Source organism: Streptomyces sp. NPDC001381, assembly GCF_042895685.1.
GTDB lineage: Bacteria > Actinomycetota > Actinomycetes > Streptomycetales > Streptomycetaceae > Streptomyces.
The window spans coordinates 702,576-717,872 of sequence record NZ_JBIAWO010000005.1 but is presented as its reverse complement, the minus strand read 5'-3'; the positions used below and the strand labels follow the sequence as shown (position 1 = coordinate 717,872).

Here is a 15,297-nt window from a genome sequence, read left to right as displayed (position 1 = left end):
CCGGGACGGGCTCCGGCCGGGACGGGCTCCGGCCGGGACGGGCTCCGGCCGGGACGGGCTCCGGCCGGGACGGGCTCCGGCCGGGACGGGCTCCGGCCGGGACGGGCTCCGGCCGGGACGGGCTCCGGCCGGGACGGGCTCCGGCCGGGACGGGCTCCGGCCGGGACGGGCTCCGGCCGGGACGGGCTCCGGCCGGGACGGGCTCCGGCCGGGACGGGCTCCGGCCGGGACGGGCTCCGGCCGGGACGGGCTCCGACCCGGACAGGCTTCAGCCGAGGCGGGCCCCGACCCGGACGGGCTTCAGCCGAGGCGGGCTGCGGCCGAGGCGGGCGGCTCAAGGGGGGCGAGAAGACCGCGGAGACGGGCGGCCCGGAGGGCGAGAGCTCCGCGGAGACAGGTGGCCCGCGTGGGTGGGCTCCGGCCGAGGTCGGCTTCGGCCTGGGATGAGGGGCATGGGCCTGGCTGAGGGGGCGGCGGTGGGGGTCATTCCTCGGCTGGGGGTGGGGGGACCACCGCGACCGGGCTCGCCGCGTGGAGCAGGACGGCGTGGGTGACGGAGCCCAGCATGCGGGCGGGGACCAGCAGGCGGCGGCGGTGGCGGCCCACGACGACGAGGTCGGCGTCCTTGGAGGCGGCGACGAGGAGTGCGGCCGCGTCGCCGGGAAGGGGAAGGGGTTCGGCGGCCACCCCGGGGTGCCGGGTGCGGTGCGGGGCGAGGAAGCCGTCGGCGAGGGTGCGGGTCTCGTGCTCGATGGCCCGCTGGTCGTAGACCGGCGCGGCCAGGTCACCCGGCGAGACCCAGGTCTGGATCGGCCACGGATAGGCGGCGATCACCTGGAGACGCGCGCCGCGCAGGGCCGCCTCGGTGAAGGCGAGGTCGAGGGTGGCGTCGTCCGGGCCGTCGACCTTCAGGCCCACGACCACGCGGGGCCGTGGCCCGGCCGGGAACGTGTCGTCGACCTCGCGGCCGGGCCGGGGCACCACCACGACCGGGCACTCCGCGTCCCGGGCCGCGGTCAGCCCGTTGGAGCCGAGCAGCAGGCTCGCGAAGCCGCCCCGGCCGCGTGAGCCGAGCACCAGCAGCTGGGCCTCGGCGCCCAGTTCGGGCAGGAGGGCGCCGGGGGCGCCGTCCAGGGCGAGGTACTCCGTGTCCGGCGGGTCCTCGGTGTCCGCCAGCCGGGCGCGGACGTCGGCGAGGACCGGATCGTCCTTCGGCGGCGGGGGGACGACGACGGGCGCGCCGGGCTGGGTCCAGGCGGAGTGGTGACGTACGTGGGCCACGCGCAGCGGCGCACCGCGGCGGCGGGCGGCGTCGACGGCCCAGTCCAGGGCGCGCCGGCTGTCGTCGGAACCGTCGACCGCTGCGACGACCGGCAGGGTGCTCATGGTCCTCACCTCCGGAATGCGACCTACCTCCTGCTGGAGCCCAGCCTTGCCCAGGCGGAGCCCCAGGAGGGCCTACGGCATCGCGTGTCCGGAAAAACGGGCGGAACACCCCCGGTTCGGCCCGCCGCGACGGGCCGTGTCTGACCTAGGGGGTGTTTCGAAAGTCCCGCACAGCACCCGCGGTGTTCGGTGCGTGCCCTCGGCGTGCCGGACGAAGGCCCTCGTAGCGGAGCTACTTGGGTCTTCGGCCGGTGCGGCTAGGGTGCGTGCCGGGCGCCGCGGGTGCTGTGCGGGACTTTCGAAACACCCCCTAGGTGAGGTCGAACTCCCCCTCTCGCGCCCCCGACACGAACGCGCCCCACTCCGCGGGCGTGAAGATCAGGGAGGGGCTCTCGGGGCGCTCGCTGTTGCGCATCGCGATGAATCCCTCGACGAAGGCGATCTGGACATCCCCCAGACCCCGGCTGCTCGACTGCCACTCGGCGTTGCTGAGGTCCAGCTCCGGCTTCTCCCAGCCCTTGGGCGGCTGCTGCTGGATGGTGCTCTCGGCCACGTCCGTGCTCCTCCCGGTTCGTCGTCCGCGGGCCAGCCTAGCCATCGGTACCGGGTGCCGACAGAGCACGTGAGGGGTACCTTTCAGGACTCGGGTGGCCGCGCTCCCACGAGCCACATGGAGAAGAACTGCGAGCCGCCGCCGTAGGCGTGTCCGAGGACCTTCCGGGCGCGTTCCACCTGGTGCTCCCCGGCCTGGCCGCGCACCTGGAGGGCGGCCTCGGCGAAGCGGATCATGCCGGAGGCGCCGATGGGGTTGGTGGACAGGACGCCGCCCGACATGTTGACGGGCAGGTCCCCGTCGAGTTCGGTCACCCCGGCCTCGGTGAGCTTCCAGCCCTCGCCCTCGGCGGCGAAGCCGAGGTTCTCCAGCCACATGGGCTCGTACCAGGAGAACGGCACGTACATCTCCACGGCGTCGATGTCCCGGCGCGGGTCGCCGATGCCGGCCTGGCGGTAGACGTCGGCCGCGCAGTCCTTGCCGGCCTGCGGGGAGACGGCGTCCTTGCCGGCGAAGAGCGTCGGCTCGCTGCGCATCGCGCCGCCGAGCATCCAGGCCGGCGGGCGGGGCGAGCGGGCCGCGCCGGCCCGGTCGGTGAGGACCATCGCGCACGCGCCGTCGGAGGAGGGGCAGGTCTCCGAGTAGCGGATCGGGTCCCACAGCATGGGCGAGGCCTGGACCTTCTCCAGGGTGATGTCGTGCTCGTGCAGATGGGCGTACGGGTTCTTCAGCGCGTTGCGCCGGTCCTTGTACGCCACCAGCGAGCCGATGGTGTCGGGCGCGCCGCTGCGCCGCATGTACGCGCGCACGTGCGGGGCGAAGAAGCCGCCCGCCCCGGCCAGCAGCGGCTGCTGGAAGGGGATGGGCAGGGACAGTCCCCACATGGCGTTGGACTCGGACTGCTTCTCGAAGGCCAGCGTCAGCACGGTGCCGTGCACGCGGGCCGCGACCAGGCCCGCGGCGACGAGCGCGGTGGAGCCGCCCACGGATCCCGCCGTGTGCACCCGCAGCATCGGTTTGCCGACCGCGCCGAGGGCGTCGGCGAGGTAGAGCTCGGGCATCATCACGCCCTCGAAGAAGTCGGGCGCCTTGCCGATGACCACGGCGTCGACGTCGGCCCACGTCAGCTCGGCGTCCTGGAGCGCGCGGAGCGCGGCCTCGCGGACGAGCCCCGCGATCGACACGTCCCGGCGTGCCGCCACGTGCTTGGTCTGGCCGATTCCGACGACGGCCACGGGCTCCTTGCTCATCGCGGATCCCCTTCGAGTACGGCGACCAGGTTCTGTTGCAGACACGGTCCGGACGTGGCGTGGGCGAGCGCCCGGTCGGACTCGCCGCGGTGGACACGGGCGGCGGCCTCGCCGATGCGGACGAGCCCGGCCGCCATGATCGGGTTGGCGGCGAGGGCGCCCCCGGAGGGGTTGACGCGGACGTCGTCGCCGAGCTTCAGCGCCTTGCGCAGGACGACCTCCTGCGAGGTGAACGGCGCGTGCAGCTCGGCGGTGTCGACGGGCCGTTCGAAGGCGCCGGCCTTCTCGGCGGCCAGCCGGGTGGAGGGCGAGTCGGTGAGGTCGCGCACGCCGAGGGCGTGGGCCTCGATGCGGTGGTCGACGCCCCGGATCCAGGCGGGGCGCTCGCACAGCTCACGGGCCCGCTCCCCCGCCGCGAGGATCACGGCGGCGGCGCCGTCGCCGATCGGCGGGCAGTCGCCGGTGCGCAGGGGGCGTACGAGGTAGTCGCCGTGCGGCAGGGGACCCCGGAGCTGCGCGTGCGGGTTGCCGGCCCCGTCGGCCCGGCTGCGGGCGGCGATCCCGGCGAGCGCGGGCTCGTCGGTGTCGCCCGCGTCGATCAGCGCCTGAGCCTGGAGGGCGGCGAGGGCGACGGAGTCGGGCCACAGGGGGGCGAGGTAGTAGGGGTCGAGCTGCCGGGTGAGCACGTCCCGCACGGACCCGGGCGAGGACTTCCCGTACGCGTACACCAGCGCGGTGTCGGCGTCCCCGGTCAGCAGTTTCGTCCACGCCTCGTACAGTGCCCAGGCGCCGTCCATCTCGACGTGCGACTCGGAGATGGGCGGCCAGGCGCCGACGCCGTCGAGGGCGAGGGTGAAGGAGAAGGCGCGGCCGGCGAGGTAGTCGCTGGAGCCGGAGCAGGTGAAGCCGATGTCGGCGGTCTTCAGGCCGGTCCGCTCCAGCACGTCGTGCAGGACCGGCATGAGCATCTCCACCTCGGACTGTTCCTCGGTGGTGCGCTGGGTGTCGGTCTGCGCGTAGGCGACGACGGCGATCTCCCGGGTCACAGCAGCTCCTTGTACGTCTCGTAGTCCGCGTCGGGCTCCCCGGTCGGCCGGTAGTGGTCCGGGTAGCGGCCGCCGTCCGTCCACACCGGTTCGACCCGCAGGCCCATCCGCACCTGGTCGTACGGGATGCCGCCGATCCGGCCGTGCAGCGCAAGGCCGGCCCCGTCGAGGGCGATGTGGGCGTAGACGTAGGGGACTTCGATGTCCAGGTTCTTCGCCTTGATGTTGACGATGCAGAAGGTGGTGACGGTGCCGGCCGGTCCGACCTCGACCTGCTCGTCCGTGGCCACTCCGCAGGTGGGGCAGGCGCCGCGGGGCGGGACGTACACCTTGCGGCAGGACGGGCAGCGTTCGCCGACGGTCCGCCGCGCGGAGAGCGCGGTGATGTAGGCGGACTGGGCGCGGCCGGGCGAGTAGGTGTAGTCGAGGCGGGCGTGGGCGACGATCCCGGCGACGGCGTCCTCGAACTCCCCCGTGTGTCCCGCGGGTCGGACCGCTTCCCCGTCGTGCGGTTCGAAGCAGGCGATGTCGGTGATGGCGCCCGTGCGGTCCTCGGCCCAGCGGATCCGGACCCGCATGCCGGTGCGGACGGCCTCGGGGCCGGGGGCGTCGAGGGCGTGCAGGATCGCGGTGTCGGCGCCGTCGAGGCGGACCAGGACCCAGGCGAAGGGGGCGGAAAGGGGCTGGCCGCGGCGGGGCTCGTGGTTCCAGGCCCAGGTGGTGACGGTGCCGGTGGGGGCGACCTCGACGAGGTCGCGCAACTCCTCCGCGGTGACGGGGTCGTACTCGACGGGTGGGACCAGGGTGCGGCCGTCGGTGGTCGTCACGCCGAGGACGACCCGCTCGCGCAGCCCGGTCAGGAAGGCGCTCTGGACGGGGCCGAGGGAGCGGGTGAAGGGGAACTCGACGACGAGGGGGGCTTTGAGGACTTCGGGCATCGGGTGCTTGCCTCCTTGGGGGACGGCGGGGGCGGTGCCTGAGCAGGGTCGGTGAGTGAGCCGCCCCGGGGCGCGGGGCGGTGACGTCCGCGGCTCCGCCGCGTGGGCGCGACCAGTCACTCGCGGCCCGCGGTGTCCGAACGGCCGAACCCGGTGGAGCGCTACGCGCGCTTGTAGACGGGGGGCCGCTTCTCCGCGAAGGCGCGGGCACCCTCCTTCGCGTCGGCGGTGTCGAAGACCGGCCAGCCGCGGACGAGTTCGGCGGCGAGCCCGTCGGTCTCGGACATCTCTGCGGTCTCGTACACCGAGGCCTTGACGGCTTCGACGGCCAACGGGCCGCAGGCGTTGACGCGTTCCGCGATCTCCAGGGCCTTCTCCAGGGCCGTGCCGTCCGGGACGACATGGCCGATCAGGCCGATGTCCGCGGCCTCCCGCGCGCTGTACGGGCGGCCGGTGAGCAGCATCTCCAGGGCGTGGGTGCGCGGGATCTGGCGCGGGAGACGGACCGTGGAGCCGCCGATGGGGAACAGGCCCCGCCGGACCTCGAAGAGGCCGAAGGTGGCGGACTCGCCGGCGACGCGGATGTCGGTGCCCTGGAGCATCTCGGTGCCGCCCGCCACGCAGTACCCCTCGACCGCGGCGATCACGGGCTTGCGCGGCCGGTGGTGGCGCAGCATCGCCTTCCAGTGCAGGTCGGGGTCGGCCTTGAGCCGGTCTCGGTAGTGCTCGCCCTCCATGCCGTTCCCGGCGAGGGCCTTGAGGTCCATGCCGGCGCAGAAGGTGCCGCCCGCTCCGGTGAGGACGACGGAGCGGACCGAGTCGTCCTCGTCGGCCTCGATCCAGCCGTCGTACAGGCCGACGAGCAGGGCGAGCGAGAGCGCGTTCCTGGCCTCCGGCCGGTTGAGCGTGAGCACGAGCGTGGCGCCTTCGCGCTGCACGGTGAGGTGTTCGGTACCGCCCATGGCACATCTCCCCTCGGAAAGAACGAGAACAGGTTGCAGGAGGTGTCGAGGCACTTCAAGAGTTTTCTGACACTCAGTCAGATTTCTTGGCGCGGAACCCTTCCCACTTGCCGCACCCTTTGCTCTGATGACCGGCGAGCCGTTGCAGGAGCCGGGGCGCCGAAGGTCAGGAGGAGCGGTGGAGTACAACCTTGCCGACCTGTTCGAGTCGGTCGTCGACGTGGCGGCGGACCGCGAGGCGCTCGTGTACCTCGACCATCCGGGCACGGGCGCGGAGCGCCGGCTGACGTACGCGGAGCTCGACGCGGCGGCCAACCGCATCGGTCACCATCTCCTGGACAGCGGGATCCGCCCGGGTGAGCACGTCGGCCTGCACCTCTACAACGGCGTCGAGTACCTGCAGACGGTGCTGGGCTGCCTGAAGGCCCGGATCGTGCCGGTCAACGTCAACTACCGCTATGTGGAAGAGGAGTTGGTCTACCTCTACCGGGACGCCGATCTGGTGGGGCTGGTCTTCGACGCGGAGTTCACGGAGCGGGTGACGGCGGCGCTGCCCGAGGCTCCGGCACTGCGGCATCTGGTCCGGGTGGGACCGGCGGACGTGCCTGCCGTCGGGGTCGTCCCCTTCGCCGACGCCGAGGCGGCGGGCTCACCGGAGCGCGGCTTCCCGGCCCGCTCGGGCGACGACCAGTTCATCATCTACACCGGCGGCACGACCGGTATGCCCAAGGGTGTGATGTGGCGTCAGGAGGATCTCTTCTTCTCGGGACTGGGCGGGGGCGCGCCCACCGGGGAGCCGGTGAAGAAGCCGGAGGAGGTCGCCGAGCGGGTGGCGGCCGGCGGGACGGGGATCACCTTCTTCCCCACGCCCCCGCTGATGCACGGCACCTCCGCCCTCACCGCCTTCATCGGCTTCAACTTCGGCCAACGGGTCGTGATCCACCGCAAGTTCGTGCCGGAGGAGGTGCTGCGGACCGTCGAGAAGGAGAAGGTCACCAGCATCTCCCTGGTGGGCGACGCGATGCTGCGGCCGCTGATCGACGCGCTGGAGGGGCCGATGAGGGGCACCGACTGCTCGTCGGTGTTCAGCGTGTCCTCGTCCGGGGCGATCATGTCGGACACGGTCCGCCGCCAGTTCCGGGCGCTGCTGCCGAACGCGATGCTGCTGAACAACTTCGGGTCCTCCGAATCCGGCTTCAACGGCACGGCGACGGAGGACTCGGGCCCCGAGCGCGGCTTCCGGGTCCGCGTCAACTCCCGTACCCGGGTGGTCGATCCGGTGACGCACGAGCCGGTCGCACCCGGCGAGGTCGGCCGGGTCGCCCAGCACGGTCACGTCCCGCTCGGCTACTACAACGACCCGGTGAAGACAGCCGAGACGTTCTTCGAGAGGGACGGCGAACGCTGGGTGCTGCTCGGCGACATGGCCACGGTCGACGAGGACGGTGTCGTCGTCGTCCTCGGCCGCGGCTCGCAGTGCATCAACACCGGCGGCGAGAAGGTGTATCCGGAGGAGGTCGAACAGGCCCTGAAGTCCCATCCGGACGTGTACGACGCCCTGGTCGCCGGAGTGCCGGACGCGACCTGGGGCAGTCGTGTGGCGGCGGTGGTGCAGGTGCGCGCCGGGGCGCCGCGCCCCTCCCTGGAGGACATCCAGACCCACTGCCGGTCCCGGCTCGCCGGCTACAAGATCCCGCGCCGGCTGGTGATCGCCGAGTCCATCCGGCGCTCGCCGAGCGGGAAGGCGGACTACCGGTGGGCGCGGGAGGTGGCGGGGGCGGAGAGCGGCTGACGGGGCTCACTCCGTCAGGAACGGCTCCACCACGGCGAGGAACTCCTCGGGCCGGGGGGCGTGCACGAGACCTGGTCGTCGGCGGCCGGCACCAGCGCGCCCCGTCGAACGACAGCTCCCCGTCCGGCCGCGGGGTGGGCGGCCGGGGCGGGTCGCACGGGCCACCGCGCGGGCACGTCCTCGAAGCCCAGCCCCCGGCGGCCTGCGGACACTTCCGTGCCGGAAGGTACGCCACGGCACGCCCGTCGGGCGGCCGACGACGTCGGCGCGTGCGACGCCGAGCGCGGCGAGCAGCGCGCGCACGTCGTCGCGCATCGCCTCGACCGTGCGAACCCCCGGTGTCTCTCCCGGGCACTCACCGCGTCCGTGCCCGCGCGGACCGGGCGCGCACACGCGGCGCGCTCCCGCGCCCGCGGCCAGTCGTCCGGCGGCCGCCGTCCAGTCGCGCCGTCGGCGCCGCGGCCGTGCAGCAGCAGGGACGGGCGGCGTGTCCTCGGGGCCCCGGGCGCGGCGGGCGAGGGACGCCGCGCGCCTTGATCATGCGCATGCCGGGCAGGCCGTCGACCGGGCCCCGCGGGCGGCGGCCTACTCCGCCGAGGGCGGAGCGGACCCGTCGAGGAAGGCGCGGGTGCGGGCGACGAACCACTCCGGGTCGTCCAGCCACGGATAGTGTCCGGCGCCGGGCTGCACGGCGAGTTCGCCGTGGGGGAAGGCGTCGGCCAGGAGGCGGGCGCGCTCGGGGCGGGGACCTCCGTCCAGCTCTCCGGCGAGCACCAGGACCGGGGCGGCCAGCTCCGCGAGGGCGTCGCGCAGGGCCGGCGGGTCGAAGGCGGCCGGGTCCAGGAAGCGGTCCTCCGCCTCGACGTTGGTCTGCTCGTCCGTGGCGGCTTCGTGGGCGCGGGCGGCGTCGTCCCAGCGGCCGTGGAAGAAGCCGGCGAAGGCCGGCCGGTCCGGGTCCTCCGCGCCCGCCAGCCAGGCCTCGAACGCCGCGAAGGCCGTGGCGAACCACGGCTCGCCCGTGCGCAGCCGCGCCGCCGCCAGCCGTTCCTCGGCCGTGGCCGGCCTCCCCAGCGCCCACGGGTTGACGGTGATCAGGGCGAGCCGGGCCACCCGGCCGGGATGGCGCGCCGCGTACAGCAGGGCCAGGCTGCCCCCTGCCGAGTGCGCGAGCACGTCGATCCGCTCCGCGCCGAGATGGAGGCGCAGCGCCTCGACGTCGTCCACCTGGCGGTCGCAGCGGTAGGTCGCGGGGTCCGCAGGCGGCGCGGAGTCGCCGGTGCCGCGCAGGTCGAGCAGGATCAGCCGGCGGTGCGCGGTGAGCCCGCCCAGGTCGCCGAGGTAGGCGGAGGCCCGCATGGGCCCGCCGGGCAGGACGAGGAGGGGCTCGCCCTCGCCCCGCACGTGATAGGCGAGCTCGGTTCCGTCCGGCGCGGTGAAGATCGGCATGCCCCGATCCTCGGTTCCCGGCCCGCCGGTCCGCAACGGAAATCCGCGCCGCCCTCTTGCCTGCCGCCCGTCGGCCTGGATTACTGATCCAGAGCAGCTCGACCGAATGATCGGTCGCCCGGATTGGTACGGTTTGACGAGGGAGCAGCCGCATGACGGACACGAGGGACCTGCTGGACGAGGGCGAGCGCCTCGACACGGCCGCCCTGCGGGCGTTGCAGCTGGAGCGGCTGCGGGCCACACTCCGGCACGCGTACGCCCGGGTGCCCTTCTACCGGGAGTCCTTCGACAAGGCGGGCGTCCACCCCGACGACTGCCGCACCCTCGCCGATCTGGCCCGTTTCCCGTTCACCGCCAAGGCGGACCTGCGCGCGCAGTACCCGTACGGGATGTTCGCCGTCCCCCGCGAGCGCATCCGCCGTATCCACGCCTCCAGCGGCACCACGGGCCGCCCGACGGTCGTCGGCTACACGGACGGCGACCTGGGCGTCTGGTCGGACATGGTGGCCCGTTCGATCCGCGCGGCCGGCGGCCGCCCGGGCGACACGGTCCATGTGGCGTACGGATACGGTCTGTTCACCGGCGGCCTGGGCGCGCACTACGGCGCCGAACGCCTCGGCTGTACCGTGATCCCCGCGTCCGGCGGCATGACGTCCCGTCAGGTGCAGCTGATCCAGGACCTGGAGCCCCGGATCATCATGGTGACTCCGTCCTACATGCTGACCCTGCTGGACGAGTTCGAACGGCAGGGCGTCGATCCGCGTACCACGTCCCTGCGGGTCGGGATCTTCGGCGCCGAGCCGTGGACGGAGCGGATGCGTCAGGAGATCGAGGAACGGTTCGCCATCGACGCGGTCGACATATACGGGCTGTCGGAGGTGATCGGCCCGGGCGTGGCCCAGGAGTGCGTGGAGACGAAGGACGGGCTGCACATCTGGGAGGACCACTTCTTCCCCGAGGTGGTCGACCCGATCACGGGTGAGGTGCTGCCGGAGGGCGAGGAGGGCGAACTGGTCTTCACCTCCCTCACCAAGGAGGCCATGCCGGTGGTCCGCTACCGGACCCGGGACCTGACCCGGCTGCTGCCCGGGACGGCGCGCGCGTTCCGCCGGATGGAGAAGGTGACCGGCCGCACCGACGACATGGTCATCCTGCGCGGGGTGAACCTCTTCCCGACGCAGATCGAGGAGATCGTGCTGCGCACACCGGGCGTCGCGCCCCACTTCCAGCTCCGGCTGACCCGCGAGGGCCGTCTCGACGCCCTCACGGTCCGGGCCGAGGCCCGCCCCGGTGCCACGCCCGAGGACCGCGACACGGCCGCGCGCTCCATCGCGGCGGCCGTGAAGGACGGCATCGGGGTGTCGGTGTCCGTCGAGATCGTCGAACCGGAGTCACTGGAGCGGTCGGTGGGGAAGATCAGGCGGATCGTGGACGAACGCCCGAAGGAGTCATGAGCCGAACCGGTCCCGCAACTCCCGCTTGAGGATCTTGCCGCTGGCGTTGCGCGGCAGCTCGTCCACGAACAGCACCCGCTTCGGGGCCTTGAAGGGGGCGAGCTTCTCCCGTGCGTGGGCGATGAGTTCGTCCTCCGTGACCTCCACGCGCGGGACGACCACGGCGGTGACCGCCTCGATCCACTTCTCGTCGGGCAGCCCGATCACCGCGGCCTCGGCGACGGCCTCGTGGGTGTAGAGGGCGTCCTCGACCTGGCGTGAGGCGATGACGACGCCCCCGGAGTTGATGACGTCCTTCACCCGGTCGACGATCGTGAAGTAGCCGTGGGCGTCGCGGACGGCGAGGTCCCCGGAGTGGAACCAGCCGTCCCGGAACGCCTCGGCGGTCTCCTCCGGCTTGTCCCAGTACCCCTCGCACAACTGCGGTGAGCGGTAGACGATCTCCCCGGGCGTGCCGTCGGGGACGTCCTGTCCCTCCTCGTCCACGACCCGGGCGTCGACGAACAGGACCGTGCGCCCGCACGAGTCCATACGGCCCTTGTGCTCGTCCGGGGCGAGGACGGTGGCGAGCGGTCCGATCTCGCTCTGCCCGAAGCAGTTGTAGAAGCCGAGCTTCGGAAGGCGTTCCCGCAGGCGCTCCAGGACGGGCACCGGCATGATCGAGGCCCCGTAGTACGCCTTGCGCAGGCCGCTCAGGTCGCGGGTGGCGAAGTCGGGGCGGCCCGCCAGGCCGATCCAGACGGTGGGCGGGGCGAACAGGCTGTCGACCCGGCCGGTCTCGATCAGGTCGAGGAGCCGGTCCCCGTCCGGAGCGTCCAGGATGAGGTTCGTGGCGCCGACCGCGAGGTAGGGCAGCAGGAACACGTGCATCTGCGCCGAGTGGTACAGCGGGAGGGAGTGCGCGGGGCGGTCGCCGGCGCTCAGGTCGAGGGCGGCGATCGCGCTGAGGTACTCGTGCACCAGCGCCCGGTGGGTCATCATCGCGCCCTTGGGCAGGGCCGTCGTACCGGACGTGTACAACAGCTGGACCAGGTCCTCGGTGCGCGGTTCGGGGCCGTCGTACGGCTCGGTTCCGGCCAGCCGGGCGAGGAGCGAGTCGTCGGCGTCGCGCAGCGGCACCGTCCGTACGCCGTCCGGGAGGCGGCCCGCGAGATCCGGATCGGCCAGGACGAGGGCGCTGCCCGACTGCTCGACGATGTAGGCGAGGTCGTCGCCGGTGAGGTTCTGGTTCACGGGGACGTGCACGAGCCCCGCGCGGGCGCAGGCAAGGAAGGCGACGAGATAGGCGTCGGAGTTGTGGCCGTAGGCGCCGACCCGGTCACCCGGGGCGAGACCTTCCCCGAGCAGGACGCTCGCCGCGCGGGAGACGGCGTCGTCGAGTTCCTCGTAGGTCCAGGTGCGGTCGCGGTACTCGACCGCGAGGCGGGCCGGGGTGCGGCGGGCGCTGCGCCGCAGCACCCCGTCGACCGTGCTGCCGTGTCCGGGCGTCATGGCACATGATCCTCGGGCGGCCGCCCGGGCAGGTCAAGTCGACGAGATCAGCACCGTCAACGGGCAGGTCGACCAGGGCCGGGACTTCCACGGGCCGACCGTCGGCAACCCCGCGCCGCCACCAGCCGCGGGCGGAGGCACCTCACCGGCACCCGGCTGACGGGCAGGACGTCGGTGAGATCCCCGGTGATCTCCGCACGCCTGCCCGAGTCGCGGCCGTCCTGTCACACCGGTCGCGTGCGGCCCTCCCAGTACGGCTCACGCAGCCGCCGCTTGTACAGCTTGCCGTTGGGGTCGCGGGGCATCTCGGTGATGAAGTCGACGGACTTGGGGCGCTTGTAGCCGGCGAGGTGGTCGGCGCAGTGCGCGAGGAGGGCGGCGGCGAGATCCGGGCCGGGGGCGTGGCCGGGCGCCGGTTCGACGACCGCCTTGACCTCCTCGCCCCAGTCGTCGTGCGGGATGCCGAAGGCGGCGGCGTCGGCGACGGCCGGGTGGGCGAGCAGGGCGGACTCGATCTCGGCGGGGTAGATGTTGACGCCGCCCGAGATGATCAGGTCGATCTTGCGGTCACGGAGGAACAGATAGCCGTCCTCGTCGAGGACACCCAGGTCGCCGACGGTGAAGAAGTCGCCGATGCGGTTCTTCCGCGTCTTCGCCTCGTCCTTGTGGTAGGCGAAGCCGCCGGTCGTCATCTTCATGTAGACGGTGCCGAGCCGGCCGGGCGGGAGCCGGTTGCCGTCGTCGTCGAAGACCGCCAGTTCGCTGATGGGCCAGGCTTTTCCGACGGTGCCGGGCTTCTTCAGCCAGTCCTCCGCCGTGGCGAAGGCGCCGCCGCCCTCACTCGCCGCGTAGTACTCCTCCACGCAGTCGCCCCACCAGTCGATCATCGCCCGTTTCACATGGTCGGGGCAGGGAGCAGCGCCGTGGATGGCGTGCCGCATGGACGAGACGTCGTAGGACCGTCTGACGTCGTCCGGGAGGGCCAGCAGGCGGTGGAACTGGGTCGGGACCATGTGGGTGTGCGTGCAGTGGTGGGCGTCGATGAGGCGGAGCATCTCCTCGGGCGTCCACTTGTCCATCACGACCAGCCGGTGCCCGATGTGCAGCGACGCGCCCGCGAACTGGAGGACCGCCGTGTGGTAGAGCGGTGAGCAGACCAGGTGGACGTTGTCGTCGAAGGGCCGGATGCCGAAGATGCCGAGGAATCCGCCCAGGTAGGCCTCCTCGGGCGGCTTGCCGGGCAGGGGTCGCCGGATGCCGCGGGGACGGCCCGTCGTACCGGAGGTGTAGTTCATGACCCAGCCGAGGGTGCGGTCGGCCGGCGCCGACTCCGGCTGCCCGTCGAGCAGTTGGGCGTACGGGCGGAAGCCGGCGATCTCGCCGACCGCGTACCGGTGGGTGGCGGGGAGACCGGCCTCGTCGGCCGCGCGGGAAGCCTGCTCGCCGTAACGCTCGTGCGCGAGCAGCACCTTGGCGCCGGAGTCGGAGACGATCCACGCGATCTCGGGCCCGACGAGGTGGTGGTTGACGGGCACGAGGTAGAAGCCGGCCTGGGTGGCCGCCAGGTAGGCGGTGAAGAACTCGGCCGAGTTGGGCAGGACGACCGCGAAGGCGTCGCCGCGTTCCATGCCGGCCGCGCGCAGTCCGTGCACGAGCCGGTTGACGGCGGCGTGCAGGCGTCCGGCGGTCCACTCCTCGCCGTCCGGCGCGATCAGGACCGTACGGCCGGGGTCGGCGGTGGCCTGGGCCCAGAAGCCCGCGGGGGGTGTGCTCGTGCTCGTCACCGGCCGCTCCTTCCAGCGATGCGGTTGACGCGGTCCACGGCCCGCTCGAAGCCGCGGGTGAGGTCGTCGAAGACCGCCTGGACGCCGCGGACCTCGTTCATCCGGCCGACGATCTGGCCGACCGGGGTGCCGAGCAGCGGGTCGACCTCGTACTTCTGGATCCGGGAGACGGCCTCGGCGACCAGCAGGCCCTGGAGCGGCATGGGGAGGGTGCCGGGCCCGTTCGGGTCGTCCCAGGCGTCGGTCCATTCGGTACGGAGCTGACGTGCGGGTTTCCCCGTGAGGGCGCGGGAGCGGACCGTGTCGCCGGAACCGGCCGCGAGGAGTTTGGCCGTGAGGGCGGGTGAGTGCAGGTCGGCCTCGGCGGTGGTCAGCCAGAGCGAGCCGAGCCACACCCCCTGGGCGCCGAGCGCCAGGGCGGCGGCGATCTGCCGTCCGCTGCCGATGCCGCCGGCGGCGAGCACGGGGAGGGGGTCGACGGCGTCCACGATCTCCGGGGTGAGCACCATCGACGCGATCTCCCCGGTGTGCCCGCCGGCCTCGTAGCCCTGCGCCACCACGATGTCGATGCCCGCCTCCTGGTGCTTGCGGGCGTGCCGGGCGCTCCCGGCGAGCGCGGCGACCAGCACGTCCCGCTCGTGGGCGCGGGCGACGACGTCGGCGGGCGGGGATCCGAGGGCGTTGGCGAGCAGCCGGATCGGATAGTCGAAGGCGACGTCGAGCTGGCTGCGGGCGACCTGCTCCATCCAGCCGGTGATGCGCCAGCCGGACGCCTCGCCCTCGGCCAGTCCGGGCACCCCGTACTTGGCGAGGGTGTCCCGCACGAACTGCCGGTGGCTCTCGGGGATCATCGCCTCGACGTCGGCCTCGGTCAGTGTGCGATCTCCCGCTGCCTCCACCTTCTTCGCGGGCATCACGACGTCCAGCCCGTACGGCCGTCCGTCGACGTGCGCCTCGATCCAGTCGAGGTCGCGCTTGAGGTCGTCGGGGGCGGTGTAGCGGACCGCGCCGAGCACGCCGAAGCCGCCCGCGCGGCTGATGGCCGCGGCGACGGCGGGGAACGGCGTGAAGCCGAAGACGGCGTGCTCGACTCCCAGTTGATTGCTCAGCTCCGTCTGCATGGGCGCAGGATGCCGCAGCCGGTGCGACGACGGAAGGCCCTTTCTGATACTCCGTCAGATTTCTGGGATCCGCC

General features: G+C 73.1%; 12 protein-coding genes. 2 read left to right on the top strand and 10 right to left on the bottom strand.

Going from position 1 to position 15,297, the window contains the following annotated elements:
* Positions 1–483: 483 nt before the first annotated feature.
* The 6 genes from ACFY2L_RS25925 to ACFY2L_RS25900 form a co-directional block, all read right to left on the bottom strand.
* A complete protein-coding gene (locus tag ACFY2L_RS25925) occupies positions 484–1,386 on the bottom strand; it encodes a universal stress protein (RefSeq protein WP_390823495.1) in 903 nt (300 codons plus the stop codon).
* 310 nt (positions 1,387–1,696) lie between these two features.
* Positions 1,697–1,939, bottom strand: a complete 243-nt coding sequence (locus ACFY2L_RS25920) for a DUF397 domain-containing protein (protein ID WP_390657759.1) — start codon at positions 1,937–1,939, stop codon at positions 1,697–1,699.
* Positions 1,940–2,022: 83 nt separating this feature from the next.
* A complete protein-coding gene (locus ACFY2L_RS25915; RefSeq protein ID WP_390657758.1) occupies positions 2,023–3,189 on the bottom strand; it encodes a thiolase domain-containing protein in 1,167 nt (388 codons plus the stop codon).
* Positions 3,186–4,235: a thiolase domain-containing protein gene (locus ACFY2L_RS25910; protein WP_390657757.1), complete on the bottom strand. Its 1,050-nt coding sequence runs from the start codon at positions 4,233–4,235 to the stop codon at positions 3,186–3,188. The genes ACFY2L_RS25915 and ACFY2L_RS25910 overlap by 4 nt, the downstream gene beginning before the upstream one ends.
* Positions 4,232–5,173, bottom strand: a complete 942-nt coding sequence (locus ACFY2L_RS25905) for a Zn-ribbon domain-containing OB-fold protein (protein ID WP_390657756.1) — start codon at positions 5,171–5,173, stop codon at positions 4,232–4,234. Before ACFY2L_RS25905 ends, ACFY2L_RS25910 begins: the two co-directional genes overlap by 4 nt.
* A 161-nt stretch (positions 5,174–5,334) precedes the next feature.
* A complete protein-coding gene (locus tag ACFY2L_RS25900; RefSeq protein ID WP_390657755.1) occupies positions 5,335–6,135 on the bottom strand; it encodes a crotonase/enoyl-CoA hydratase family protein in 801 nt (266 codons plus the stop codon).
* A gap of 178 nt (positions 6,136–6,313) precedes the next feature.
* Between ACFY2L_RS25900 and ACFY2L_RS25895 the strand changes: the two genes are divergently transcribed.
* The gene (locus ACFY2L_RS25895; protein WP_390823494.1) at positions 6,314–7,927 is read left to right on the top strand and encodes an acyl-CoA synthetase; all 1,614 of its coding nucleotides are present in this window, start codon (positions 6,314–6,316) and stop codon (positions 7,925–7,927) included.
* Positions 7,928–8,512: 585 nt separating this feature from the next.
* On the opposite strand, the gene ACFY2L_RS25890 is transcribed toward ACFY2L_RS25895, so the two are convergent.
* The gene (locus ACFY2L_RS25890) at positions 8,513–9,373 is read right to left on the bottom strand and encodes an alpha/beta fold hydrolase (protein ID WP_390657751.1); all 861 of its coding nucleotides are present in this window, start codon (positions 9,371–9,373) and stop codon (positions 8,513–8,515) included.
* Positions 9,374–9,525: 152 nt separating this feature from the next.
* On the opposite strand from ACFY2L_RS25890, the gene paaK reads away from it, so the two are divergent.
* Entirely contained in the window at positions 9,526–10,827 is a 1,302-nt protein-coding gene (paaK, locus tag ACFY2L_RS25885; RefSeq protein ID WP_390823493.1) for a phenylacetate--CoA ligase PaaK, read from the top strand.
* Here the strand turns inward: paaK and ACFY2L_RS25880 are convergent.
* The 3 genes from ACFY2L_RS25880 to ACFY2L_RS25870 all read right to left on the bottom strand — a co-directional run bounded on the left by ACFY2L_RS25880 (position 10,822) and on the right by ACFY2L_RS25870 (position 15,223).
* Positions 10,822–12,318 carry an acyl-CoA synthetase gene (locus ACFY2L_RS25880; protein WP_390823492.1) on the bottom strand — a complete coding sequence of 499 codons (1,497 nt, stop codon included), beginning with the start codon at positions 12,316–12,318 and terminating at the stop codon, positions 10,822–10,824. The genes paaK and ACFY2L_RS25880 overlap by 6 nt on opposite strands.
* Before the next feature lie 224 nt (positions 12,319–12,542).
* Positions 12,543–14,102: an acyl-CoA synthetase gene (locus ACFY2L_RS25875; RefSeq protein WP_390823491.1), complete on the bottom strand. Its 1,560-nt coding sequence runs from the start codon at positions 14,100–14,102 to the stop codon at positions 12,543–12,545.
* Positions 14,099–15,223 (bottom strand): NAD(P)H-dependent flavin oxidoreductase, encoded by a 1,125-nt coding sequence (locus tag ACFY2L_RS25870; RefSeq protein WP_390657746.1) that lies wholly within the window; start codon positions 15,221–15,223, stop codon positions 14,099–14,101. Before ACFY2L_RS25870 ends, ACFY2L_RS25875 begins: the two co-directional genes overlap by 4 nt.
* Positions 15,224–15,297: the final 74 nt, after the last annotated feature.